This window comes from Rhodopila sp., from assembly GCF_035548095.1.
Taxonomy (GTDB): domain Bacteria; phylum Pseudomonadota; class Alphaproteobacteria; order Acetobacterales; family Acetobacteraceae; genus Rhodopila.
Genome location: NZ_DASZUV010000016.1, coordinates 107,482 through 133,671 on the forward strand (window position 1 = coordinate 107,482; position 26,190 = coordinate 133,671).

Here is a 26,190-nt window from a genome sequence, read left to right on the forward strand (position 1 = left end):
ACAGAAGCCAAGCGCCGGCCGGTCTGACCCTTTCCTGGCCTACTCTTCCAGAGCCGCCACGCCGGGCAGCGTCTTGCCCTCCAGCCATTCCAGGAACGCGCCGCCGGCGGTGGAGACGTAGCTCATCTTGTCGATCACCCCGGCATGCCGCAGCGCCGATACCGTGTCACCGCCCCCGGCCACGCTGCGCAGCGCGCCGGCCTCGGTCGCCCGGGCGACGGCCTTGGCCAGCGTCACGGTCGCCGCGTCGAAGGGCGGCGTCTCGAACGCGCCCAGCGGGCCATTCCATACCAGCGTCTTCAGCGTGGGCAGAAGGTCGGTCAGCACCTTCACGCTTGCCGGGCCGACGTCCAGGATCATCGCATCCGCCGGCACGGCGTCCACCGAGACGGTCCGGGTCGGCGGGTTCGGCTTGAACTCGGTCGCCACCACCGCGTCCACCGGCAGCACCACGCGGCATTTCGCCTTCTCCGCCTGGGCCAGGATCTGCCGAGCGGTGTCATGCATTTCGGCTTCCTGCAGCGATTTGCCGACGCTCCTGCCCTGCGCCGCCAGGAAGGTGTTGGCCATGGCGCCGCCGATCACCAGCACGTCGACCTTGCCGACCAGGTTGCCCAGCAGCTCCAGCTTGGTGGAGACCTTGGCGCCACCGACGATCGCCGCCACCGGCCGCCGGGGATTGCCCAGCGCGGCATCCAGCGCCTCCAGCTCCGCCTGCATCAGCCGGCCGGCATAGGCGGGGATCAGATGCGCCACGCCCTCGGTGCTGGCATGGGCGCGGTGGGCGGCGCTGAACGCGTCATTGACGAAGATGTCCGCCAGCTTCGCCAGCCCCTTGGCGAAGCCGGGATCGTTCTTCTCCTCGCCCGCATGGAAACGGGTATTCTCCAGCACCAGCACGCCGCCGGGCTTCAGCAGGTCCACCGCCTGCTCCGCCGCGACGCCGGTGCAATCCTCAACGAAGCGGACATGCTGGCCCAGCACCTCGCCCAGCGCGGCCGCCACCGGCGCCAGCGACATCTCCGGCACGCGCTTGCCCTTCGGCCGGTCGAAATGGCTGCATACGATGACCTTGGCCTGCTTGCCGACCAGCTCGCGGATGGTCGGCGACAGCCGCTCGATCCGGGTCAGGTCGGTGATCTTGCCGTCCCGCACCGGCACGTTCAGGTCGGCGCGCAGCAGCACGCGCTTGCCGGCGACATCGACGGTGTCGAGGGTGCGGAATGGCATGGTGGTCTGGATCCTTGTGATCGATGGCGTCTTTTACGCGGAACCGGCCGCACATTCTATCCGGCCTTCGCGGCCCCGCGTTCAGGATCACCCCGTGATCATGATCACCCCGTGGTCATGATCACTGGGTACGGAACGTATCGCAGGCCGAGACGCTGCCGCCCTTCAGCCCCGTGGTCAGCCAGCGCACCCGCTGCTCGGCGGACCCGTGGGTGAAGCTGTCCGGCACCACATAACCCTGCGCCGCGCGCTGCAACCGGTCATCGCCGATCGCCGAGGCCGTCGCAACCGCCTGCCGCACGTCGCTTTCGTCGATATTGGCATGCCGCCGGTTCATCCAGTACGCCCAGACGCCCGCCAGGCAGTCGGCCATCAGCTCGGTCCGCACCGAGTATTCGTTCGCCTCGGTCCGGTTGGATGCCGCACGCTGCGCCGCCTGTACCTTCGGCAGGATGCCCAGCAGGTTCTGCACGTGATGGCCGACCTCATGCGCGATGACATAGGCATAGGCGAAGTCGCCCCCGCCACCCAGACGGCGCTTCATGTCCTGGAAGAACGCGGTATCCAGATACACCTTGCGGTCGATCGGGCAGTAGAACGGCCCGGTCGCCGACTGCGCGGTGCCGCAGGCCGATTGCGTGGCGCCTGAGAACAGCACCAGCTTTGGCGGCACGTAGGGCCGGTTGGTCTGCGCCGGCAGGACCTCGGACCAGACATCTTCGGTCTCGCCCAGCACACGGGCAACGAAGTTGCCGGTCTGGTCGACCGGCGCACCGGTGCGGCCCTGCGGCGCCGTCATCTGCGGCTGGCCGCCGCCGGCGACCATCTGCGCGCCCTCGATCAGCACCAGCGGGTTGATCCCCAGCACCCAGCCCAGCAACCCCAGGCCGATGATCGTGCCTACGCCCAGCCCGCCGCGCCCCATGCGGAACCCGCCACCGCCGAAACCCCCGCCCATGCCGCGGCGGTCCTCGATATTGTCCGATGGCCTCAGGTCGTCGTCGCGCATCCGGCACCCTCCCCGACCGCGTGCCGATTGACACCGGCGGTCCATGGCTCATGCTGCGATCAAAATAGGGAGGCCCGGCCGTGGCAACAGCAGAAGCGATCACAGCTCGGACAGTGGACAGGGCGCCGATCGCACCGGATCTCTTCGCCCATTTCGTGCTGCGGACCTCCAACCTGCCGGCGATGCGGGACTGGTACCGCACAGTGCTGAACGCGCGGGTCGTGCACGACAACGGAACGATCTGCTTCATCACCTATGATGAGGAGCATCATCGCCTGGCGCTGATCAATGTTCCCGGCCTGCACGCGCCGGACGCCGAGAGCTGGGGGCTGGCCCATGTCGCCTATGCCTACCGCACGCTGGGGGACCTGCTGTCGACCTATGCCCGCCTGCGCGATGCCGGCATCACGCCGGTGCGGCCGATCAACCACGGCCCCACCGTATCGCTGTACTACCGCGATCCGGACGGCAACGCGGTCGAGCTGCAGGTCGATGCCTTCCGCACCAAGGCGGAGGCCGCCGCCTTCTTCGAGACCGAGGATTTCAAGGACAATCCGATCGGCGTGCTGTTCGATCCCGAGGACCTGCTGCGCCGCTACGAGCACGGAGAGCCGGAAGAAGCGCTGCTGCGCCGGCCGAAGGGACCGGCGCAGCAGGCGATGGGGAGCCGCCGGTAGGGCGAGCCGGCTTCACGCCGTCGTCAATCCGACGCATTGGTCCAGCCCGCGCGGCGGGAGCGGCCTTGCGGCATGAGGATCGGCACCCCTTCATCCACGGAGGCACAGTCCAATGAACCCCTTCTGGAGCCAGCGCGCGCGTGACCTTTCGCCCTACGTGCCCGGCGAGCAGCCGCGCATCGCCAATCTGGTGAAGCTGAACACCAATGAGAGCCCGTACGGCCCGTCGCCACTCGCGCTGGCTGCCATCCGAGCCGCCGCCTCGGACACGATGCGGCTCTATCCCGATCCCGAAGCGACGGAACTGCGGACGGTCCTCGCGGCCCATCACCGTGTGAAGCCAGAGCAGGTATTCGTCGGCAACGGATCGGACGAGGTGCTCGCGCATGCTTTCGTCGCGCTATTGAAACAACCACGGCCGCTCCTGTTCCCGGACATCACCTACAGCTTCTATCCGGTCTGGGCGCAATCGTTCGATCTCGCCTGGGAGACCGTGCCGGTGGACAGCGGCATGTGCATCAGGGTGGAGGATTATCGGCGCGCGGCGGGATCGATCGTGATCGCGAATCCCAATGCGCCGACCGGAATCGGGTTGCCGCGCGCGGCGATCGCCCGTCTGCTGGAAGACCATCCCGACATCCCGGTACTGATCGACGAGGCCTGTGTCGATTTCGGCGGTGAGAGCGCGGTTCCGCTCATTGCCGACCACCCCAACCTGCTGGTCGTGCAGACCATGTCGAAGTCGCGCGGCCTGGCCGGCCTGCGCGTCGGCTACGCTCTCGGCGACGAAGGGCTGATCGAGGCGCTCCGCCGCGTCAAGGACAGCTTCAATTCCTATCCGCTGGGCAGACCCGCGCAGGCCGGCGCGGTGGCCTCGGTCGGCGACGAGGCCTATTTCAACGAGACCTGCGCGCGGATCGTCGCTGGCCGGCAGGCGATGACACGAGAGCTGCTCAGGTTGGGCTTCTTCGTCCTGCCGTCATGCGCGAATTTCGTATTCGCCCGGCATCCGGCATGGGCCGGCGCCGACCTGGCCACGGCGCTGCGTGAGCGTGCGGTGCTGGTGCGCCATTTCAACAAGCCGCGCACGGCGCCTTATCTGCGCATCACCGTCGGAGCCGACGGCGACACGGAACGCCTGATCGCGGCGGTCGCGGACATCCTCGGGACCAATCCGCGGCAGGGCGCTGGCTGACCGGGACCAGGCGAGCCGCGGACATGCCGAGGCTCGCTTGCATGGTGCGTCACGGTCCGCCGGACCGGACGCGCCCGGCGGCGACCGGGGCTCGTTACGGGCCGCGCCCGTTCCGGCCAACCAATAACCCTGCCGGAAGCGGGCGGACCCCAAGGCCGGTTCTACAAGCCGCCGAACAGTGCCGCCGTGTCCGACATGCGGTTGGAGAAGCCCCATTCGTTGTCGTACCAGCCCATCACCCGGGCCAGCGCGCCATCCACCACCGTGGTCTGCGTGGCGTCGAAGGTGCAGGAGGCGGGGCAGTGGTTGAAATCGACGCTGACGAGCGGCGCGGTGTTGTAGTCCAGGATGCCGGTCAGCTCGCCCTTGGACGCATCCAGCATCGCCGCGTTGATGTCGTCCTTCGTCGCGGTCTTCGACAGGTTCACGTCCAGCGAAACCAGCGAGACGTTCGGGGTCGGGATGCGGATCGCCGTGCCGTCCAGCTTGCCCTTCAGCTCCGGCAGCACCAGGCCGACGGCGCGGGCGGCGCCGGTCGAGGTCGGGATTGCCGATACCGCCGCCGCGCGGGCGCGGTGCAGATCCTTGTGCAGCGTATCGACGGTGTTCTGGTCGCCCGTATAGGCGTGGATCGTCACCATGTAGCCGCGCAGGATGCCGAACCTCTCGTGCAGCACCTTCGCCATCGGCGCCAGGCAGTTGGTCGTGCACGACGCATTCGAAATGATCGTCATGTCCCTGGTCAGCGTCTTGTGATTCACGCCGTAGACGATCGTCGCATCCACCCCGTCCGCCGGTGCCGAGATCACCACCTTGCGCGCGCCGGATGTCAGCAGCGCCGCCGCCTTGTCCTTCGAGGTGAAGATGCCGGTGCATTCCAGCGCCACATCGACGCCCTGGTAGGGCACCTTGGTCGGGTCGCGTTCGGCCGACACCGTCAGCGGGCCATAGACCTTGCCGTTGTGCCGGATGGTGATGGTGTTGCCGGAGACCTCGATCTGGCCGGGAAAGCGGCCGTGGACGCTGTCATAGGCGAACAGATGGGCATTGGCTTCGACGCTGCCCAGGTCGTTGATCGCCACCGGCACGACGTCGTCACGCCCGCTCTCGACAATCGCCCGCAGCACGAGGCGTCCGATACGCCCAAATCCGTTGATTGCGACCTTGACGGCCATACTTCGCGTCCTTCCTTGCCTTATGGTGATGCGGCCAGTGTAGCAGCATGCCGCCGGAGGTGAAACGGGCGGTTTCGGGCCCGTTCCGGCGCCGCCCGGCCACGCGGCACCTGTCCGGAAACGACCTGTCCCGCGGCAGGCGCCTATCCCAGCCGCCGCAGCACCGAAGCGGCCACGGCCTCGGCGGTCAGACCGAAATGGCCGTACAGATCCGCCCCGGGCGCCGAGGCGCCGAAGCCCGGCACGCCCAGGAACAGCCCGCCCTCCCCCAGCCAGCGCTCCCAGCCGAAACCGCACGCGGCCTCGATGCCGACCCGCAACACACCGCCCAGCACCTGCGCCCGATACGACTCATCCTGCCGGGCGAACAACTCCCAGCTTGGCAGCGATACGACCGCCGCGGCGATGCCGCCGGCCGCCAGCCGCTCCCGCGCCGCCAGCGCGATGCCGACCTCGGAGCCGGTGGCGATCAGCGTGACCTGCCTGGACCCGTCCGCCTCGGCCATCACATAGCCGCCGCGGGCACACCGGTTCTCGCCGGCATCGGCGCGGCACGCCGGCACCGCCTGGCGCGACAGCACCAGCACGCAGGGGCCGTCGGAACGGCGCAGCGCCAGCTCCCAGCACTCGACGGTCTCCATCGCGTCGGCCGGCCGGTAGACGTGCAGGTTCGGCATGGCGCGCAGGCTGGCCAGGTGCTCCACCGGCTGGTGGGTCGGGCCGTCCTCGCCCAGCCCGATCGAATCATGCGTCAGCACATGGATCACCCGCTGATGCATCAAGGCACCCAGACGCAGCGCCGGCCGCAGATAGTCGCTGAACACGGCGAAGGTGCCGACATACGGGATGATCCCGCCATGCAGCGCCATGCCGTTCGCCGCCGCCGCCATCGCGTGCTCGCGCACGCCGAAATGCAGGAAGCGGCCGCCATAGTTGCCGGCGCCGATGATCCCCATGCCGCGCGGCAGCGTCTGCGTGGCATCCGCCAGATCCGCCGACCCGCCCAGCAGTTCCGGCACCGCGGGCGCCAGCGCCTCCAGGCAGCGCAGGCTGGAGGCGCGGGTCGCGCGCCTCGGCTTCCGCTCCGCGATCTCCTGCTTCAGGGCCGACAGGGCCTCATGCCAGTTATCCGGCAGCCGCCCTGCCATCGCGCGCTCAAAATCCGCGCGCTGCGCATGGCGGGTCAGGCGCTTCAGCCAGGCGCGGCGGGGCGCGGCGCCACGCCGGCCGACCACCTGCCAGTGCATCAGCAAGTCTTCCGGCACGCGGAACGGCGGTTCGTCCCAGCCCAGGTTGCGCCGCGCGCCGGCGCCTTCCGCCAGGCCCAGCGGGGCGCCATGCGCGGCGGCGGTGCCGGCCTTGGTGGGCGCGCCCAAGCCGATCACCGTCTCGCACGCGATCAGGGTCGGCTTGCGGGACCGCACGGCGAATGACAGCGCCGCGGCGATCTGCGCCGGATCGTGCCCGTCCACCCGCTTGGTCGCCCAGCCATAGGCAGCATAGCGCTTCAGCACATCCTCGGACGAGGCCAGTGCCGTATCGCCCTGCATGGTGACGTGGTTGTCGTCGTACAGCACCGTCAGCTTGGACAAGGCGAGGTGCCCGGCCAGGGCCGCGGCCTCGTGGTTGATGCCTTCCATCAGGTCGCCGTCGGATGCGATCACCCAGGTCCGGTGATCCACCAGCGACCGCCCGAACCGCGCCGCCATCGTCCGCTCGGCGATCGCCATGCCGACCGCGCAGGCCAGGCCCTGGCCGAGCGGACCGGTGGTGGCCTCGATGGCCGGGTGAGACCCGAATTCGGGGTGGCCGGCCGTCGGGGATTGCCACTGCCGGAACCGCTGCAGATCGCGCAGCGAGAGCCCCTCGTGCCCGGTCAGGTACAGCAGCGCGTAGAGCAGCATCGACCCGTGGCCGGCCGACAGGACGAACCGGTCGCGGTCCGGCCAATGCGGATCGGCGGCATCGAACTTGTGGTAGCGCGTCCACAGCACGGTCGCCGCATCGGCCATGCCCAGCGGCAGGCCGGGATGGCCGGAGCCCGCCCGCTCGATCGCGTCGATCGCCAGGGCGCGGATGGCGTTCGCCATGCGGCGGGCCGGATTGATCGGGCGCGTCAGAACCTCCGCCTGGCGCGTCAGGATCGGTTCGTCGGCCAGGGCCTCGGCGAGGACGGGCATCCTGTCTCCATAGGCGGTCGGGCAGGCAACGGGCAACCCCGGCCAGGCGGCGGCCGGCTGAGCGACGTTCCGTTGGGCGACGTTCCGTTGGGCGACGTTCCGTTGGGCGACAGTGGGCTGGGCGTGCCGCTCAGGCCGGCGCGCGGGCGGCGCGCCGCACCCGTTCGCGGTGCGCCGTATAAAGTCCGCTGAGCACGATGATGACGGCGCCGGCGACGGTCCACGCATCCGGCAGGTTGCCGAACACCAGCAAGCCGGTCAGCGTCGCCCAGATCAACTGCGTGTAGAACAGCGGCGCCAGGGTGGACGCAGGGGCGATGCGGTGCGCCAGGATGACCAGCCACTGGCCGATCGACGCCAGCACGCCCATGGTGACCGCCAGAGCCAGCTCCCACGCCGTGGGCCAGACCGCCTGGAACGGCAGCAGGACCGACAGCACCAGCGAGCCGAACACCGAGGAGACCAGCATCGTGGTCTGCGGTGCATCGGTGCCGGCGATCTTGCGGGTGATGATCAGCGCCAGCGTCCAGGCGGTCGCCGAGGCGATGCCGAACAGCGCCGCCGGCTGGAAGTCCGCCAGGCCCGGCCGCACCACCACCAGCATGCCGGCCAGCCCGGCGCCGACGGCCGCCCAGCGGCGGATGCCCACGACCTCCCCCAGCAGCGGGATGGACAGGATCGTCACCAGCATCGGCGACAGGAAGCTGATCGTCGTCGCCTGCGCCATCGTCATCCGGTGCACGCCGAAGACGAACAGCAGGGACGATGCGACGACGCAGACCCCGCGCGCGACCTGCAGCGCCGGCGCACGCGGGCGCAGGACGCGGCGCGGCACCCGAGCCGACAGGACCAGTGCCATTACCAGGAACAGCAGATAGCGAATCCAGATGAACTCGACGATCGGCAGGGTGTTGCTGAGATATTTCGCGATCGTATCCGACGCGGCGAACAGCATCGTCGCGACCACCGTGAATGCGATACCGCGAACCGGGTCGTCAGCCGGCATGTGGGCCTACGGCGCAACCGGGGCACGGCAGGCCGGGCGGACCCCAGCATATCCTGCCGCTCCCTGCCACTTCTTTTCCCCTGCCACTTCTTTTCCTTGACGGAAGCGCGATGCAGCCGCTCCGGCCGGCCGCCTCGGGGGATCATCCCCGATGCGATCACGGCGTCCGCCCCGATGCCGGAGCGGACGCCGTGTCGGAAAGTCCTCGTGGCGGTCAGGAGGACTGGCGGCGCAGGAAAGCCGGGATCTCGATCGTCGAATCCTCCACCGTCGCCTGCCGGACGGACACTTTCGGCGCCGATTCGGCATGAGCCTGCGTCCCGGCCTGTGGCGCGGCAGGCTGCGCCACCGGGGCCGGCGTGACCGCCTGGCGCCAGCCCAGCACGCCGGTCGCGCGGCTGAACAGGCTTTGTTTCGGTGCCTCCGGCGCCTGGGCCGCGGGCACCGCGGTGGGGCGCTGCGGCGCGAACAGGCCCGGGCGCGGCGCGGCATCGGCGGCGATCGGACGGGCCGCCGGCACCCGCTGCGCAGGGACGACCGGCTGGGCGACGGAGACCGGCGCGACGCCCGGTGGCATGGCGGCAGGTTGGGCAGCCGCCATGGTGACCGGGCCTGCCGCTTCCTCCGGGACCGCGACGGCGGCCTGTTCCTCGATCGCCTCTTCCTCCTGCGCCGGAGAAACCTGGCGCAAGGTGGGGGCGGTGGCGGCGGCTGGCGTGGCCACGGCCGCGATGCCGCGCTTATGGATCGGCTGGGGTGCCGGGGTGGCGCCGCCGCCGCCAACCGCCACCAGCTTCGGTCGGGGCTGTTCCGCCAGCTTGTGCGAATCGATGCCGGTCGCAACCACCGACACGCGGATGCGGCCGTCCAGCGATTCGTCGACGGCGGAGCCGAAGATCACGTTGGCCTCCTCGTCCACTTCCTCGCGGATGCGGTTGGCGGCCTGGTCGACCTCGAACAGCGTCAGGTCATCGCCGCCGGTGATATTGATCAGCAGGCCGCGGGCACCGGCCATCGAGGTGTCTTCCAGCAGCGGGTTGTTGATCGCCGCCTCGGCCGCCCGGATGGCGCGGTTCTCGCCTTCCGCCTCGCCGGTGCCCATCATCGCCTTGCCCATTTCCGCCATCACCGTGCGGATATCGGCGAAGTCCAGGTTCACCAGGCCATGCACCATCATCAGGTCGGTGACGCCGCGGACACCCATGTACAGCACCTGGTCGGCCATCTTGAACGCATCCTTCCAGGTGGTGCGCTCGGTCGCCATCCGGAACAAGTTCTGGTTCGGAATGACGATCAGCGTGTCGACATATTGCTGCAGCTCCTCGATGCCCTGTTCCGCCGAGCGGGTACGCCGGGCCCCCTCGAATCCAAACGGCTTGGTAACGACGCCGACGGTCAGGATGTTACGCTCCCGTGCCATGCGGGCGATGACCGGCGCCGCGCCGGTGCCGGTGCCGCCGCCCATGCCGGCTGTGATGAACACCATGTGCGCGCCATCCAGGTGCCGATACAGTTCGTCCGCCGCTTCTTCCGCCGCCGCCTTGCCGATTTCCGGCTTGGCGCCGGCCCCGAGTCCCTGCGTGATGTGCGGCCCCAGCTGGATGCGCCGATCCGCCCGGCTGTGCATCAACTGCTGTGCGTCCGTATTGGCAACGACGAAGTCCACGCCCTGAAGATTCGCGGCGATCATGTTGTCCACCGCGTTCGTTCCGCCACCGCCGACGCCGATGACGGTGATCCGGGGCGAGAAATCGGTATGGGTCGTCTGCGGGATCATCAGGTTCAGGGTCATTTTGATCTCCCCCCAAGGGCAAGGGATGGTAGGGCAAGGGACGGTTCGGGGTGTCAAGGGTTACACGTACGCTGTCGATTCGCGGCAAGTCACACGCGGTCTTTTAGAAAATTTACCAGTCGCCGGAACAAACCGATCGGTTCGCTGTCCTCCAGGTTGATGTCCTGAAACGCTCGGCCCTCGCCGCCGGCCCAGGCCAGCAGCCCCGCCGCGGTGGCGAAGGCCGGACCGGTGGCAAGCTCCGGCAATCCGCGCAGCGCGCCGGGCCGGCCGAGCCTGACCTGGCGGCTGAGCATGCGGGCGGCCATCTCGCGGACGCCGGGCAGCTGGCAGGCTCCGCCGGTCAGCACGACGCGATTGCCGGCGGCACGCGCCATGCCGGTGCTGTCCAGGCGGTCCTTGATGTATTCGAAGGTTTCTTCCAGGCGGGGCCTGATGATGTTCACCACCATGCTGCGCGGCACCTTGGCGAGCTGGTGATCCTCCTCCCCCACCAGCGGCACCGGCAGCAGCTCCCGGTCGTCGTCGGGACTGGCCTCCACATTGCCGTACAGCGTCTTCAGCCGTTCCGCGTGGGCAAGCGTGGTGGACAGGCCGATGGCCAGGTCCCGCGTCACGTGCTGACCGCCGATGGCAAGCTGCGCGGTGTGCATGATCTGGTTGTCGGCAAACACCGCCATGCTGGTGGTGCCGCCGCCCATGTCGATGATCGTGGCGCCCAGGTCCCGTTCCTCCGGCACCAGGGTCGACAGGCCGGCCACCATCGGCGAGGATACCAGATCCTCGATATCCAGGTCGCAGCGCGCGATGCAGGCTTCCAGGCTGCGCAACGACGTCGCCAGCGAATCGATCACGTGCAGACGGGCGTTCAGAGTGGTGCAGAACAGGCCGCGCGGATCGACCACGTGATCGGTCGAGTCGACGGCGAAATTCAGCGGCAGCACGTGGATCGGTTCGCGTCCGTCGACCTCCGACCGGTGGCGTCCCTCCATCACCACCCCGCGGATGTCATCCTCGGACACCGCGCGGCCGCCGACCGGCCATTGCACGTTGAACAGCCGCGATTCCGGCTGGCCGCAGCTCAGGTTCACCGTCACCGCGCGCAGCCGGACATCCGCCATGTCCTCGGCCTGGCCGACGCAGGCGCGGATGGCCTTCTCGGCGGCGTCCAGGTCGGTGATGTCGCCGCTGTTGATCCCCCTGCCCTTCTGCCAGCCGAATCCCAGCACGCGCAGCGAGCCGTCGCTTTCCATGCGTCCGATCAGGCAGGCCACCTTGGTGGAGCCGATATCGACCACCCCGAACGGCCCGGTGCGATGCGCCCGCGCCGGCGGCGGATCGGGTGGCCCGGTTTCGGTCGGAGGCAGCACGCGGCGCGGGTTGTCAGCCATGCTTCGTGCTCCTAGGTCGGTTTTTTCGCTATGGCGGGAACGGACGGCGGCGGGGCGGACGGCGGGATCGGCGGCGTCACCTCGACATCGGCGTTGTCGCCGCCGGACGCGGGCCGGGGGCGGAACACCAGGCGGTCGGGCAGGCGCATGTCGATCGCCAGCAGCGGCCGGTCCAGCACGTCCATGTCCTGCTGCAGCTGGGTCAGGCGATCCAGCGCAGCGGCCTCATGTCCTTCCGGCAGCATCACGTCCATGCCGTTGGTCATGCGCAGGTTCCACCGGCGCTCGCCGACGCGGACCGCGGCCACCACCTTGGTCTGCAAGGCCGGCCGGTCGGTCAGCGCGGTCAGCAGCGTCTTCGCCGCGGCCGGCGCCCCGGCGCCGACGATCAGCGGCAGGTTGCGGAACTGCGCCACGTCCTGATCCGCAACGACCTGGCCGTCACGGTCGACCAGCACGTATTTCCCCTGATGCTGCCAGACGGCATAGGGACGCCGCTCCTCCAGGAAGATCACCACGGTATCGGGCAGCCGCCGTTCCACCGTCGCGTGCTCCACCCAGGAAAGCGTTTCGATCCGCGCCCTGGTCTGTTCCAGGGAGAAGCCCAGCATCGGATCGCCCTTGGCGATGCCGATCGCCGCGCGCAGCAGCGGTTCCGGCGTATTCTCGCGCCCCTCGATACGGATGTCCTGGACACGCATGCCGCTCGCGGCGCTCAACCTGCCCAGTTGCTCGCGGAACGAGGACAACGAACCGCTGGACGGTCCCGGCATCGCGGCGCGGGCGATCATCACCAGCACGAAACCAACCACGCCCAGCAGCACGAGGCCGGCGGCCGGTTTGACCAGCGCGCGCTGGCGGCGCAGCATCAGCCGCCACGGCGACGGCCGATCGTTGACCGAGTTGCGGGGCCCTTGCCTTACCCGCGGCATGCCGCATGCTCCACCATCCAGGCGCAGAGCTGCGGGAAGCTCATGCCCAGATGCGCCGCCTGTTCCGGCAGCAGCGATGTCGGCGTCAGGCCCGGCTGCGTATTGATCTCCAGCAGCACGAGCCGGCCCGGTTCGCCCGCGGTATCGTCATAGCGGAAGTCGCAGCGGGAGGCGCCGCGGCAGCCCAGCGCGCGATGCGCCGCCAGCGCGACATCCAGCGCCTCTGCATAGGCGTCGGGATGGACCGTCGCCGGAATGACGTGGCGGGATCCCTGGTCGGCGTATTTCGACGTGTAATCGTAGAATGTATTGGCCTGCGCGAGAATTTCCGTCACCGCCAGCGCCCTGTCGCCCATCACGCCGACCGTCAGCTCGCGGCCGGGGATATACTCCTCCACCAGCGCCTGCGGCCCGAACTTCCACGCCCGCGCGATCTCCGCCCGGCGGTTGTCGCCGGCACGGACGATCTCGACACCCACCGAGGACCCCTCGTTCGACGGTTTCACGACATAGGGCAGCGGGATCGGATCGGTCGCCTCCAGCTCCTCGATCGCCACCATGCGGCCACGCGCGACCGGCAGGCCTGCTGACAGGAACACCGCCTTCGCCGCCTGCTTGTCCATGGCGATCGCCGAGGCGCGGACGCCGGAATGCGTATAGGGAATCTCCAGCCAGTCCAGCACGCCCTGGATCGTTCCGTCCTCGCCGAACCGGCCATGCAGGGCGTTGAACACCACGTCCGGCTTCGGCGTCAGGGCGGCGATCACCGCGGCCAGATCGGTGCCGACGTCGATCGGATCGACCGCGAAACCGGCTTGCCGCAGCGCGATGACCACCTGCTTGCCGGACGACAGGCTGACCTCCCGTTCCGCCGATATGCCGCCATACAGGACTGCGACGCGGGTCATGCTGCGTACTCCGGGCGAACCGTTGCGCCGGTAGGGGACGGGGTCATAGCGAACGGTGTCATGGCGACACCACCTCCGGCCGGCCGGCCGGAATGCCGATGCGGCGGATCTCCCACTCCAGGGTCACGCCGCTGGCGGCCAGGACCCGGCGGCGGACCTCCTCGCCCAGCCCCTCGATGTCGGCGGCGGTGGCATGGCCGGTGTTGATCAGGAAATTGCAGTGCTTTTCCGACACCATCGCGCCGCCGCGAGTCAGGCCGCGGCATCCGGCGGCATCGATCAGCTCCCACGCCTTCATCCCGTCCGGGTTGCGGAACGTGGAGCCGCCGGTGCGCGCCCGGACCGGCTGCGACGCTTCCCGCGATGCCCTGATCTCCGCCATGCGTGCCGCGATCAGCGTCGCGGCCCCCGGGATGCCGCGCAGGCCGGCGCGCGTCACCACCGCGCCGGCCGGCAGGCTGGCATGGCGATAGGCGAACGCCAGCTCTCGCGCCATCATCCGGCGCTGCTCGCCGTTGCGCGTCACCACCTCGGCCCAGTCCAGCACGCTGGCCATGTCGCCGCCATAGGCACCGGCGTTCATCACCACGGCGCCGCCGATCGAGCCGGGGATCCCCGACAGGAACTCCAGCCCGGTCAGGCCGGCGGCGGCGGCATGTTCCGCCACCGTGACGTCCAGCGCGGCGGCGCCGGCCATGACCGCATCGCCGTCGGCGGCGATCGCGGAAAACCCGCGTCCCAGCTTGACGGTCACGCCCGGCAGGCCGCCGTCGCGCACGATCAGGTTGGACGACGCGCCGATCACATGCACCGGCACATCCAGCGGCAATGCCGCCAGGAAGCACGCCAGGTCGTCCACATCCGCCGGCCGCACCAGCAGCTCCGCCCTGCCGCCGGCCCTGAACCAGGTGAACGGCGCCAGCGGCGCGTTCTCCTGCACCCGCCCACGCAGCGGCGGCAGGGACCCGATCAGCCCGGCGATGCGTTCGGCGGCCATCATGCGGCACTTCCCGCGGCGCGCCGCGCATTGGCCTGCAGCGCGGCCAGATCGGCCGGCAGCGTCGCCGCCCATTGCGTGATCGAACCGGCCCCCAGGCACACCACGAAGTCGCCGGCTCGGGCGATGGCGTGCACCATCTCGGCCAGATGCTCCGGCCCCGGCAGCGCCACGACGCTGCGATGGCCGCGCGCCCGCAGGCCTTCCACCAGCGCATCGCGGTTGACGCCAGGGATCGGCTGCTCGCCGGCGGCGTACACATCCGCAACGATCACCGTGCCGGCATCGTTCATGCACGTGCAGAACTCGCTGAACAGCGAATCCAGCCGCGAATAGCGGTGCGGCTGCACCACCGCGACCACGTCGCGCGCGCCGGCCTGCCGCGCCGCCTTCAGCACCGCGGCGATCTCCACCGGGTGATGGCCATAATCGTCGATGATGGTGATGCCGCCGGCCTCCCCGGTCTTGGTGAAGCGCCGCTTCACGCCCTTGAAGCCCAGGAAGGCGCTGCGCAGCGTGTTGTCGTCGATCTCCATCTCCAGCCCGACGGCGATCGCCGCCAGCGCGTTCTGGACATTGTGCGCGCCCAGCATCGGCAGGCGGAACGGTCCCAGCCGGCGGCGGCGGTTGGTGACCCGGTCGTGGTGCATCACCTCGAAGGTGGAGCCCAGCTTGTCGGGCATCACCCGTTCGGCGCGCACATCGGCCTGCGGCGAGAAGCCGTAGGTGATGATGCGGCGGTCCGACAGGCGCGGGATCATCTGCTGCACCTCCGGATGGTCGATGCACAGCACGGCGAAGCCATAGAACGGCACGTTGGCGACGAACTGGTCGTAACCGGCGATCATCGCCTCCGGCGAACCCCAGTGGTCCAGGTGCTCCGGATCCATGTTGGTCACGATCGCGATCACCGCCGGCAGGCGCAGGAAGGAGCCGTCGCTCTCATCGGCTTCCACCACCATCCATTCGCCATCGCCCATGCGCGTATTGGTGCCGTAGGCGTTGACGATGCCGCCGTTGATCACCGTCGGGTCCAGCCTTGCCGCCTCCAGCACCGCGGCGACCAGGCTGGTGGTGGTGGTCTTGCCGTGCGTGCCGCCCACCGCGATGGACCAGCGCAGCCGCATCAGCTCCGCCAGCATCTCGGCGCGGCGGACGACGGGAAGCATCCGCCTGCGGGCGGCGGCGACCTCGGGGTTGTCCTTCTTCACGGCGGTCGACACGACGACGACCTGCGCCGCGCCCAGATTGGCCTCGTCATGGCCGATGGCGACGGGGATGCCCGCCTCGCGCAGCCGCAGCACATTGGCCGATTCGGCGATATCGCTGCCCTGCACCGCATAGCCCAGATTGTGCAGCACCTCGGCGATGCCCGACATGCCGATGCCGCCGATGCCGACGAAATGGATCGTGCCGATGGATAGCGGCAGGGCTCTCATGTGCGTTCTCCCGCCATGCCCGGCATCCGGGACAGGGTGTGTTCGACCACGTCGGCCAGCCGCGCGGCGGCATCGGTCCGCGCCTGGGTCCGCGCCGCCGCCGCGGCGGCGGCCAGCGCCGCCGGATCGGTCAGCAACCCGGCCAGCCGCACCGTCAGCGATTCGGCGGTGAAGCCGGGCTGCGGCATCACCCAGGCGCCCCCGGCCTCGGCCAGGGCGGCGGCATTGGCGGTCTGGTGGTCGTCGATCGCCCCTGGCAGCGGCACCAGGATCGCCGGCCGCCCGGCCACCGCCAGCTCCGCCACGGTCGAGGCCCCGGCCCGCGCGATCACCAGATGCGCGGCGGCCAGACGGTCGGCCACGTCGGGGAAGAAGGTGGACAGCTCCGCGTCCAGCCCCGCCCGCTCATAGGCAAGGCGCACCCGTTCCAGGTCCTCTTGCCGGCACTGCTGCACCACCGACAGGCGCCGCCGCAGCAGGTCCGGCAGTTTCGCCAGGGCCGCCGGCACCATGTCGGAGAATACGCGCGCGCCCAGCGAGCCGCCCAGCACCAGCAGACCGAGGCGATCCGTCGGCGGCGCGTAGGGGATCGAGGCCAGCGCTCCGACCGCCGGGCGCACCGGGTTGCCGGTGAGTTCGGTCCGCACCCCGGGCGGCAGCAGCCGGGTGGCGGCAAAGCTCAGCGCCAGCACGTCGGCGCGCGGCGCCAGGAACCGGTTGGCGCGCCCCATCACCGCATTCTGCTCATGCAGGATGATGCCGATCCGCCGGCCGGCAAACCGCGCGCCCAGCACCGGCGGCACGCAGGGATAGCCGCCGAAGCCGACGACCACCGGCGCGCCGAGGCGATTCAGGATGGCACGGGCCTGGGCGATGCCGCGCACCAGGGCGGCGATCGACCTGGCACCCTTCAGGAAATTCCGCCCGGCGATCCCCGACCCGCTGAGCACGAAGCGCTCATACCCCTCGAACACCGAGTTCGTCAGGCCGCCGGAGCGGGCATCGGTCATCAGGGCGATGCGGTGGCCCCGGTGCAGCAACGCACGGGCCAGCGCCTCGGCCGGAAAGAAATGACCGCCCGTCCCGCCGGCGGCGATCACGATGGGACGCACGGCCGGGCCCCTCATAGCCGCTCGTCCCGGCTGCGCCGGCGGGTCAGCGCCAGCAGCATGCCCATGCCCAGGGCCACCGCGATGACCGAGGACCCGCCATAGGAGATGAACGGCAGCGTCATGCCCTTGGTCGGGATCAGGTGCAGGGTGGAGGCCATGTTGACCAGCGCCTGCAGCCCGAAGCCGGTGACCAGGCCGGTGCAGGCCAGCACGATGAAATGGTCCTGCTCACGCAGCAGGCGCAGCAGGCCGCGCAGCACGATGAAGGCGAACACCGACAGGATGACCACGCAGATCAGCATGCCGAACTCCTCGCCGGCGACGGCAAAGACGAAGTCGGCATGGGCGTCGGGCAGCACGTCCTTGACATGGCCCTCCCCCGGGCCGCGGCCCAGCAGGCCGCCATTGCCGAACGCCTCCAGCGCCGTCGTGACCTGGTAGTTGTCGCCGGTGCCCTCGGCGAAGCGGGTCACGCGGCTGCGCACATGCGGGAAGAAGGTGTAGGCCGCGACGCCGCCGCCGGCGATCATCGCCAGCGCGATGCCGACCATCGCCAGCGGCAGGCCGTCGATATACAGCTGCGCCAGGAAGACCGCGGTGATCACCGCCAGCATCCCGATATCCGGCTGCGATTTCAGCAGCAGCAGGATGAACACGAACAGGACGAAGGCGATGATGCGGCCGGGGAAACGCGGAGACCGCCGAGCCTCGGCCATCAGCCAGGCGGCGACGACGGCGAAACAGGGTTTCAGGAACTCGCTGGGCTGCACGCTCATGCCCGGAAGCGAGATCCAGCGGCGGGCGCCCTTGATCTCCACGCCGACGACCATGGTTGCGGCGGTCAGCACCAGTGCCAGCAGGCAGCCGACGATGGCCAGCCGCTTGATATCGCGCGGCGACAGCAGCGACACCGCCACGACCACCGCCGCGGCCAGGGCGAGGAAGCCGACCTGCTTCAGGATGAAGGTGTCGCGGGCGGTGCCGATGCGCTCGGCCACCGCCGGGCTGGCGGCCAGCATCATGATGTAGCCGAAGCCGATCAGCACGCCGATCGCTCCCAGCGTCCAGCGGTCCACGCTCCACCACCAGCGGCCCAGCAGCGAGTTGTCGGCGCGGGAAAGCTGCGGCATCAGGCGCCTCCCCGCGGCGACGCGCCGGCCGGCGGCCCCGCGGCCGGCAGGACCGGCGCCGAAACGGACTGGGTCGAAACGGCCTGGGTCGAAACGGACTGGGCCGCAACGATCGGGGCCGGCAGGGCGCGGGCCAGCTCGGCGAACCGGTCGCCGCGCTGGTCATAGCCGGTGAACTGGTCCCAGCTGGCGCAGGCGGGGGACAGCAGCACGACCGGCGCGCCCTCGGCCTTGGCGGCGGCGAAGGCGGCGGGAACCGCCGCGTCCAGCGTGCCGACCGTATCGAACTTCACGCCGTTGCGGGTCAGCGTCTCGGCGAATTGCGGGGCATCGCGGCCGATCAGCAGCGCCTTGGCAACCCGGGGGAACAGCGGCGCCAGCGGCTCGATCCCGCCTTCCTTGGCCATGCCGCCGGCGATCCAGATCAGCCGGTCGTAGCAGACCAGCGCCCGCTCCGACGCATCGGCATTGGTCGCCTTGCTGTCATTGACGAAGGTGACGCCGTCGATGGTGACGATGCGCTGCTGGCGGTGCGGCAGGCCGGGAAAGCGCAGCAGCCCGGCGGCAATGGCCTCGTCGGGCGCGCCCAGGAACCGCGCCATGGCGGTGGCGGCGGCGGCATTCTGGGCGTTATGCGTGCCGGGCAGCGCCGGCCCCAGCGGAAGCGTCGGATCGAAACCGGAAATCCGCGCGACGCGGGCGGGACGGGTGCCGAGCCAGTCGGCCATGGCGCGCGAATCGGCGTCGTCCACCCCGATCACCGCCAGGTCGGCGGCGGTCTGGCGATCGAAGACGTGGCGTTTCGCCATGGCATAGCCCGCCATGTCGCCATGCCGGTCGAGATGGTCCGCGCTGAGGTTGAGCATCGCCGCCGCATCAAATCGCAGCGTGGCGAGTCGCTCCAACATATAGGAGGACATTTCCAGCACGTACACTCCATCATGTGGCAGCAGCGGCAGCGACAGGGCAGCGGGCCCCAGATTCGCGCCGGCGGCGACCGGCTTGCCGGTGCCGTCCAGGATGTGTGCCAGCAAGGCGGTGGTGGTGGATTTGCCGTTGGTGCCGGTGATGCCGGCGAAGCGGGCTCTGGACCCGGCGGCGCGCACCGCCTGATACAGCAGCTCCACATCCGTCAGGATCGGCACGCCCGCCGCCCGCGCGCCCGCCGCCGCCGGGTGCGGCGCCGGCAGGCGGTGCGGAATCCCCGGCGACAGCACCAGCGCGTCGACATCGAACGGTCCCGACGCGGGGTCCCGCAACGTGACACCGGCGCCCGAGTCGGCGGCGGCCCGCCGCGCGCTCTCCTTGTCGTCCCAGGCGAGCACCTCGGCGCCCATCGCCGCCAGGCCGCGGGCCGCCGGCAGGCCGTTCTTGCCCAGCCCCACCACCGCGAAGCGCTTGCCGGCGAAGATATCGGAGGGGAACGTGCTCATCGGATTTTCAGGGTCGCGAGCCCGACCAGCGCCAGGATCATCGAGATGATCCAGAACCGGATGACGATGGTCGGCTCCGCCCAGCCCTTCTTTTCGAAGTGATGATGCAGCGGGGCCATCAGGAAGACGCGCCGGCCGGTGCGCTTGTACCAGAAGACCTGGATGATGACGGACACGGTCTCGACGACGAACAGGCCGCCGACGATGACCAGGACGATCTCATGCTTGATGGCGACGGCCACCGCGCCCAGGCCGCCGCCCAGCGCGAGGCTGCCGATATCGCCCATGAAGACGCGTGCCGGCGGCGCGTTGTACCACAGGAATCCCATGCCGGCGCCGATCAGGGCGGAGCAGAACACCGCCAGCTCGCCGGCCCCCTGCACCGGATTGAGCTGCAGGTAATCCGCGAAGATGCGGTTGCCGACCAGGTAGGCGATCAGGGTGAAGACGGCGGCGCAGATCATCGTCGGCACGATCGCCAGCCCGTCCAGCCCGTCGGTCAGGTTCACCGCGTTGGAGGCGCCCATCATCACCAGCATGGCAAAGACCGGGAAGAACCAGGACAGCTGTATGGCGACTTCCTTGAACACCGGAATGGTGACCGCGGTCGCCAGCGGCCCGCGCGCCAGCGCGGTGATCCAGACCGCGGCGATCAGCCCGATCACCGCCTGCACGATCAGCTTCACCCGGCCAGGCACGCCGCGCGTGTTGCGCTTGGTCACCTTCAGGAAATCGTCGGCGAAGCCCAGCGCACCATAGCCGACGGTGACGAACAGCACCGCCCAGACATAGCCGTTGCGCAGGTCGGCCCAGAGCAGCACCGAAATGATCAGGGCGCCCAGGATCAGCAGGCCGCCCATGGTCGGCGTGCCCTTCTTCTCCAGCAGGTGGCGCTCCGGCCCGTCGGTGCGGATCGGCTGACCCTGCTTCTGCACCTTGCGCAGCCAGGCTATGACCGACGGGCCCAGCAGGAAGCTGACCACCAGCGCCGTCAGGCAGGCCGCGCCCGCCCGGAACGTGATGTAGCGGAACAGGTTGAACAGGATGAACTGGTCCGCGAGGGGCGGGAAGAACACATACAGCATCAGTCGGTCTTCCCATCGGCCGGACCGGCGGCATAGGCGGCGGCGGGCGCGGCGGCCGCCAGGATCGCGTCCACGACACGCTTCATCCGGCTGCCCAGGCTGCCCTTCACCAGCACGGCGTCGCCGCCATCGACGACCTGCGCGATCAGTGACGCCAGCTGCGTGGAATCGGGCTCATGCGCGCCACGCAGCGCCTCGGGCAGCGCGTCGAACAGATGGCGCATCAACGGCCCGCAGGTGAACACGAGGTCCGCCGAGGCGGCGACGCTGTCGGCCAGCGCCGCGTGCTCCGCCGGACCGGCCTCGCCCAGCTCCAGCATGTCCCCCAGCACCGCGATCCTGCGGGCGGCCGGTTGCAGCCGCAGCACGTCCAGCGCCGCGCGCATCGACGCGCCGTTGCCGTTGTAGCTCTCATCCAGCAGCAGCACCGGGGCGCCGCGCACGGTCAGCGCCCGCCGCATGCCGCGCCCGGCCACCGGCCGGAATGCCTCCAGCGCCGGCACCGCGCGCACCGGGTCCAGGCCCAGCGCGGCGACCCCGGCCAGCGCCGCCAGCGCGTTCATCGCCATGTGACGGCCCGGCGCATGCAGCCGCAGCACCGCGTCCCGCCCCCGCAGCGACAGCCGCAGATGCGAGCCTTCGGCATCCCCCTCCAGCGCCAGCAGGCGCATATCGGCGGCGGTGTCGGCGCCGAAGGTCAGGACGGCATGCGCCGCCGCCGCGGCGGCCAGCCGCGGGAACAGCGGCGAATCCAGCGGCAGCACCGCCACGCCGCCGGGCACCAGCCCTTGCACGATGCCGGCCTTCTCATCGGCGATGGCCTCGATGCTGCCCAGATGGCCGATATGCGCCGCCGCGATGGTGGTGATCACCGCCGCATGCGGTTGTGCCAGACGCGCCAGCGGAGCGATTTCGCCCGGATGGTTCATGCCGATCTCAGCCACGCAGAACCGGGCGTCGAGCGGTGTGCGGGCCAGGGTCAGCGGCAGGCCCCAATGGTTGTTGTAGGAGGCGACGGCCGCATGCGTGGCGCCGAACGCCGACAGGGCGGTCCGCAGCATTTCCTTGGTGGTGGTCTTGCCGACGCTGCCGGTGACGGCGATCAGCCGGTTCGCGGGCGAGGCATTGCCGAACCGCTCCCGCGCGAAGCCGCCCAGCCGGCCCAGGCCGGCCAAGGTATCGTCCACGGTCAGCAGCGGGGCACCGTCCGGTCCTTGGCCATGCACCATCGCGCCGGCCGCCCCCTTGGCCAGCGCGTCGGCGACGAAGGCGTGGCCGTCCCGCCCCTCACCCACCAGCGCGACGAACAGGTCGCCCGGCGCCAGGGTGCGCGTGTCGATCGAGACACCGGTCGCGGCAAACACGCGGGAGACGGCGCCGCCGGTCGCCTCGGCCAGGTCCGCGGATGTCCACAGGGCGCGAGTCACGCCGCCCCCCGCGACGCGCCGGGCTCGGCGCCGCCGACCAGGCCACGGATCACCGCGGCATCGTCGAACGGATGCACGGTGGTGCCTATCGTCTGGCCCTGTTCATGCCCCTTGCCGGCCACGACCAGCACGTCGCCGGACCGCAGGTCGTTCAGCGCGGCGGCGATGGCCTGGGCGCGGTCGCCGATCTCCCGCGCCCCGGGACAGGCAGCCAGCACCGCGGCGCGGATGGTCTCCGGCGCCTCGGTGCGGGGATTGTCGTCGGTGACGATGCAGGCATCCGCCAGGCGGGCGGCGGCGGCCCCCATCAGCGGGCGCTTGCCGCGATCACGGTCGCCGCCAGCGCCGAACACCACGTGCAGCCGGCCATGCGTATGGGGACGCAGCGCCGACAGCAGCCGCTCCAGCGCGTCCGGCGTGTGCGCATAGTCGACGTACGCGGCGGCGCCGTTGGGCAGGCGCGCCGCCAGCTCCATCCGGCCGCGCACGCCGCTCAGGCCGCCGATGCGATCCAGCGCGTCCGCCAGTCCCAGCGCCTCGGTCACGGCGGCGGCGACCAGCACGTTGTCGGCCTGAAAGCGGCCCGGCAGGGCGAGGGCCACGTCGCGGCGGGCGCCGCCGGCCTCCAGCGTGAGTATCTGGCCGTCCGGACGCGGCGTCGCGGCGATCAGCCGGATCGCCGCCCCGGCCTCGCCGACGGTCCGCAGGTCCAGCTTGCGGTCGCGCGCGACGGCGCGCAGCGCGTCGAGCGTGTCCGGGTCCATGTCGGCATCCGCCACCGCCGGCGCCCCTTCCGGCAGCAGGTCGCGGAACAGCCGCAGCTTGGCGTCGCGATAGGCCTGGATCGTGCCGTGATAGTCCAGATGGTCGCGGGTCAGGTTGGTGAACGCCGCCGCGGCCAGCCGCACGCCGTCCAGGCGGAACTGGTCCAGCCCGTGCGAGGACGCCTCCATCGCCGCCTTGCGCACGCCGTGCCGAGCGAGACCGGCCAGGGTCTCGGCGAGGCTGACGGGATCGGGGGTGGTCAGGCCGGGCCCGGGCTCGAAACCGGGGGCGATCAGGCCCAGCGTGCCCAGGCTGGCCGCCTTCTCTCCCGCCGAGGCCCAGAGCTGGCGGATGAACTCGACGGAGCTGGTCTTGCCGTTGGTGCCGGTGACCGCCACCACCGTGTGCGGCTGCGGCCCGGCCAGGACCGCGGCGATGCGCGCCAGCGCCTGGCGTGGTTCGGCGTCCATGATCACCGGCCGCCGCGGCACCCCGGCCGGCCAGGCGGTGCCCGGCGGCGCCAGCACCGCCACCGCCCCGCGCGCCACCGCCTCGGCAATGAAGGTGCGGCCGTCGACCCGGGTGCCGGGCAGCGCGGCGAACAGGTCTCCCGGCACCACCGCGCGGCTGTCGGCGGTCACGCCCACGATGTCCAGGTCCGCCACCGCGGCCCATTCCGGCGCGGCGCGCGGGGCACTGCCGGGGTGGGAGGTGTCCAGGGCGCGCATGATCTCAGCGATCCGCAACGGTCGTGGCCGTCGATACGGCCGTCAGGCGCGGGCGGACGCCCTGCGGCGACCGCTCCGGCGCTTCCTCGCGGGTCTCCCGCCGCGGCGCCCGCTCGGGGCGCGACATCGGCCGTTCGCTGCCGGTCTCGCGGCGGAACTCGCCGCCGGGGCGTTGAATGGCGGGCGGCAGCAGGGTCGGCGCAACGGTCAGCGTGGAGCGGCTGCGGTCGCCGTCGCGCGGCGCCGCGTTGGCGACGCCGGGCCCGCGCTGGAAGGCACCCGGTGGCCGGCCCGGCTGCAGCGGGATGGCCAGCGAAGCGTCGATCTGCGGCTTGTCAGCGATATCCGGCAGCAGGCCCAGCATCGGGCCGATGCGCGCGATCACCCGTCCGGCCGCCGGCGCCGCCACCCAGCCGGCCGTGGCGTACCCATAGGTCGCCTTGGTCGCATGCGGCTCGTCCAGCATCATGTAGACGGCGTAGCGCGGGGCGTTCATCGGGAAAACACACATAAAGGCGGCGACGTTGGCGTGTTTGCGATAGCCGCCATGCGCCGACACCTTCTCGGCGGTCCCGGTCTTGCCGCCGGGGTAGTAGCCGGCCACCTCGGCCGACTTGCCGAAGCCATCGGTGACCACCAGGCGCATCAGCTTGCGCATCGTATCCGAGGTGGATTGCTGCATCACCCGCTTGCCTTCCGGCACGTCGCCTGGCGGCAGCGCCAGGATGGTCGGCCTGACCAGGATGCCGCCATTGGCGACGGCGGCGGTGCCCCGCACCACGTGCAGCGGCGTGACCGAGATGCCGTGGCCGAAGCCGACCGTCATGGTCACGATCTCCTTCCAGTTCTGTGCCGGCTGGACGATCGGGCGTGCCGCCTCCGGCAGCTCGATGCCGGTCTTCTCGAACATGCCCATGGCCCGCAGCCAGGCACGCTGGCGTTCGCCGCCCACGGTCGCGGCGATGCGCGCCGCCCCCAGGTTGGAGGAGTAGGCCAGCACCTCCGGCAGGTACAGCCAGCGGTGCTTGCCCTCGAAATCCGTGATGGTGAAGCGGCCGATGCGGATCACATGGGCGGCGTCGAACTCGTCCCAGATGTGCACGAGGCCGCTGTCCAGCGCCATCGACGCGGTCTGCAGCTTGAACGTGCTGCCCGGCTCGTAGGTGCCTTCCACCGGCCGGTTGAAGCGGTCTTCCGCCGGGGCCGTGCGGACGTCGTTGGCGTCGTAGTCGGGCAGGCTGACCATCGCCAGCACCTCGCCCGTATGCACGTCCATGACGATGCCGGCGGCACCGATCGCCGTGAACGTGTCCATCGCCTTCAGCAATTCCTCCCGCACCGCCGCCTGGATCTGCAGGTCGATCGACAGGCGCAGAGGGTCGGAGTTGGTGCGCAGACGCTCATCGAAATAGCGCTCGACGCCGGCAAAGCCGCGCTCGTCGACGTCGACGCCGCCCAGCACCTGCGCGGCGGTGCGGCCAAGCGGATACTGACGATGCTGGGTCGGCTGGAAATCGATCCCGGGGATGCCGAGGTTGTTGATCTGCAACTGCTCGCGCGGCGTGATCTCGCGATCGAGGTAGACGAATTTCTTGTCGCGCTTGAGCCGCGCGATGGTATCGGCGACGTCGAGGTTCGGCAGCACCTGCTTCAACTCCTGCGCCACTTCCTCGGGGTTGGCGATCTGCCGCGGATCCGCGAACAGCGCGACGGTGTTCAACGAGATCGCCATCGGCTGCCCGTTGCGGTCGGTGATCATCGCCCGCTGGCCCGGCAGCGTCGCCATGACCGGACGGTCCGCCTCGCTGGCCGCGACGACCGCCGCAACAGGCTTTTCCACCCGGTGCGGCGGCAACGGAATGATGATGGTGGCCAGGGCCAGCTTCGCCAGGACCGCGAAGAACAGCGCGCAGAACCCGGCCGAGGTCAGCACCAGGCGTGCCCGGGTCTTCTCCATCGCGGAACGCCGGGCGAGGTCCGGCGCGGTGACCCGCACATTTTCCATCCGCGGCACCGCATCCAGCCGTCCGGCGCCGGTGCGCGGCGCGGGACGGCCGAAGCGCCCGCCATTGAGCGGCGGAGAGTCAGGCGGCGGAACGGAATCGGACGGATCGCTCATTCGGATCTGTTCAGTTCGCGTTGGACCAGTTGGATGCGTTCACCGGCACCGGGCGCGGCACGGGCGCCGGGACGGACCCGGTCCGCGCCATGCCCAGAAGCGAACCGGTGTAGGGGGCGGGCGCCTGTGCCGCGACCGGGGTCGGCGCGTAGGACGGCGCATAGGCCGGCGCCGGACGCGACGGCACGGCCGAGGCGACGGTCGTGCGGCTGGTCTGCGCCTGCAGGGGCGCGGCGGCGACCCGGCGCGGCTCGATGGCACGCGTCTCGGCAGAGCGCGGCTCCACGGCGCGCGATTCCGCGGCACGCGGCTCGCCATAGCGGGACTCCGTGGGATGGGCGTCGGCCACGCGCGTGTCCGACAACCGCGCCGGGCGGGCCAGCGCCACGGCGCGCCGCTCCTGCACGGCCCGCTCGGCCGCCCCGCGCTCCGCCACGGCCCGGTCGGCGGCGGCCCGGTC

General features: G+C 70.5%; 20 protein-coding genes and 1 pseudogene. 2 read left to right on the forward strand and 19 right to left on the reverse strand.

The genetic code is table 11. The features are described from left to right. Positions 1-39 precede the first annotated feature (39 nt). Both VHC04_RS13320 and ypfJ read right to left on the reverse strand, forming a co-directional pair. Positions 40-1,230 carry a phosphoglycerate kinase gene (locus VHC04_RS13320; protein ID WP_325681964.1) on the reverse strand — a complete coding sequence of 397 codons (1,191 nt, stop codon included), beginning with the start codon at positions 1,228-1,230 and terminating at the stop codon, positions 40-42. Between the two features lie 121 nt (positions 1,231-1,351). Further along, on the reverse strand, positions 1,352-2,239 hold the full coding sequence (gene ypfJ, locus VHC04_RS13325; protein ID WP_325681966.1) for a KPN_02809 family neutral zinc metallopeptidase: 888 nt from the start codon (positions 2,237-2,239) through the stop codon (positions 1,352-1,354). Between the two features lie 80 nt (positions 2,240-2,319). On the opposite strand from ypfJ, the gene VHC04_RS13330 reads away from it, so the two are divergent. Further along, positions 2,320-2,916, forward strand: a complete 597-nt coding sequence (locus tag VHC04_RS13330) for a VOC family protein (protein ID WP_325681968.1) — start codon at positions 2,320-2,322, stop codon at positions 2,914-2,916. A 112-nt stretch (positions 2,917-3,028) separates the two neighbouring features. Next, positions 3,029-4,111 carry a pyridoxal phosphate-dependent aminotransferase gene (locus VHC04_RS13335; protein WP_325681970.1) on the forward strand — a complete coding sequence of 361 codons (1,083 nt, stop codon included), beginning with the start codon at positions 3,029-3,031 and terminating at the stop codon, positions 4,109-4,111. Positions 4,112-4,272: 161 nt separating this feature from the next. Here the strand turns inward: VHC04_RS13335 and gap are convergent, their stop codons facing one another. From gap to VHC04_RS13420, 17 genes and pseudogenes are all read right to left on the reverse strand, one after another. Continuing rightward, on the reverse strand, positions 4,273-5,286 hold the full coding sequence (gap, locus tag VHC04_RS13340) for a type I glyceraldehyde-3-phosphate dehydrogenase (RefSeq protein WP_325681972.1): 1,014 nt from the start codon (positions 5,284-5,286) through the stop codon (positions 4,273-4,275). A 143-nt stretch (positions 5,287-5,429) separates the two neighbouring features. Continuing rightward, positions 5,430-7,466, reverse strand: a complete 2,037-nt coding sequence (tkt, locus tag VHC04_RS13345) for a transketolase (protein WP_325681975.1) — start codon at positions 7,464-7,466, stop codon at positions 5,430-5,432. A gap of 130 nt (positions 7,467-7,596) precedes the next feature. Continuing rightward, on the reverse strand, positions 7,597-8,472 hold the full coding sequence (locus VHC04_RS13350; protein ID WP_325681977.1) for a DMT family transporter: 876 nt from the start codon (positions 8,470-8,472) through the stop codon (positions 7,597-7,599). A 214-nt stretch (positions 8,473-8,686) separates the two neighbouring features. Next, a complete protein-coding gene (ftsZ, locus tag VHC04_RS13355) occupies positions 8,687-10,264 on the reverse strand; it encodes a cell division protein FtsZ (protein ID WP_325681979.1) in 1,578 nt (525 codons plus the stop codon). 89 nt (positions 10,265-10,353) lie between these two features. Continuing rightward, complete coding sequence (ftsA, locus tag VHC04_RS13360) at positions 10,354-11,655, reverse strand: cell division protein FtsA (protein ID WP_325681982.1); 1,302 nt, start codon at positions 11,653-11,655, stop codon at positions 10,354-10,356. An 11-nt stretch (positions 11,656-11,666) separates the two neighbouring features. Further along, positions 11,667-12,587: a cell division protein FtsQ/DivIB gene (locus VHC04_RS13365; protein ID WP_325681984.1), complete on the reverse strand. Its 921-nt coding sequence runs from the start codon at positions 12,585-12,587 to the stop codon at positions 11,667-11,669. Then, entirely contained in the window at positions 12,575-13,495 is a 921-nt protein-coding gene (locus VHC04_RS13370; RefSeq protein WP_325681986.1) for a D-alanine--D-alanine ligase, read from the reverse strand. Before VHC04_RS13370 ends, VHC04_RS13365 begins: the two co-directional genes overlap by 13 nt. A gap of 58 nt (positions 13,496-13,553) precedes the next feature. Next, on the reverse strand, positions 13,554-14,495 hold the full coding sequence (murB, locus tag VHC04_RS13375; protein ID WP_325681988.1) for a UDP-N-acetylmuramate dehydrogenase: 942 nt from the start codon (positions 14,493-14,495) through the stop codon (positions 13,554-13,556). Beyond that, complete coding sequence (gene murC, locus VHC04_RS13380) at positions 14,492-15,931, reverse strand: UDP-N-acetylmuramate--L-alanine ligase (RefSeq protein WP_325681991.1); 1,440 nt, start codon at positions 15,929-15,931, stop codon at positions 14,492-14,494. The genes murB and murC overlap by 4 nt, the downstream gene beginning before the upstream one ends. Then, the gene (murG, locus tag VHC04_RS13385; protein WP_408903813.1) at positions 15,928-17,058 is read right to left on the reverse strand and encodes an undecaprenyldiphospho-muramoylpentapeptide beta-N-acetylglucosaminyltransferase; all 1,131 of its coding nucleotides are present in this window, start codon (positions 17,056-17,058) and stop codon (positions 15,928-15,930) included. The genes murC and murG overlap by 4 nt, the downstream gene beginning before the upstream one ends. Next, entirely contained in the window at positions 17,055-18,173 is a 1,119-nt protein-coding gene (locus VHC04_RS13390; protein WP_325681995.1) for an FtsW/RodA/SpoVE family cell cycle protein, read from the reverse strand. The genes murG and VHC04_RS13390 overlap by 4 nt, the downstream gene beginning before the upstream one ends. Continuing rightward, complete coding sequence (gene murD, locus VHC04_RS13395; protein ID WP_325681997.1) at positions 18,173-19,606, reverse strand: UDP-N-acetylmuramoyl-L-alanine--D-glutamate ligase; 1,434 nt, start codon at positions 19,604-19,606, stop codon at positions 18,173-18,175. Before murD ends, VHC04_RS13390 begins: the two co-directional genes overlap by 1 nt. After that, positions 19,603-20,691 (reverse strand): phospho-N-acetylmuramoyl-pentapeptide-transferase, encoded by a 1,089-nt coding sequence (gene mraY, locus VHC04_RS13400; protein WP_325681999.1) that lies wholly within the window; start codon positions 20,689-20,691, stop codon positions 19,603-19,605. Before mraY ends, murD begins: the two co-directional genes overlap by 4 nt. Further along, positions 20,691-22,118, reverse strand: a complete 1,428-nt coding sequence (locus tag VHC04_RS13405; RefSeq protein WP_325682001.1) for a UDP-N-acetylmuramoyl-tripeptide--D-alanyl-D-alanine ligase — start codon at positions 22,116-22,118, stop codon at positions 20,691-20,693. The genes mraY and VHC04_RS13405 overlap by 1 nt, the downstream gene beginning before the upstream one ends. Beyond that, complete coding sequence (locus tag VHC04_RS13410) at positions 22,115-23,611, reverse strand: UDP-N-acetylmuramoyl-L-alanyl-D-glutamate--2,6-diaminopimelate ligase (RefSeq protein ID WP_325682003.1); 1,497 nt, start codon at positions 23,609-23,611, stop codon at positions 22,115-22,117. Before VHC04_RS13410 ends, VHC04_RS13405 begins: the two co-directional genes overlap by 4 nt. A gap of 4 nt (positions 23,612-23,615) precedes the next feature. Continuing rightward, a complete protein-coding gene (locus tag VHC04_RS13415) occupies positions 23,616-25,730 on the reverse strand; it encodes a peptidoglycan D,D-transpeptidase FtsI family protein (protein WP_325682005.1) in 2,115 nt (704 codons plus the stop codon). Positions 25,731-25,740: 10 nt separating this feature from the next. Then, positions 25,741-26,190 (reverse strand): annotated as a pseudogene (locus tag VHC04_RS13420) (hypothetical protein); the annotation flags it as partial.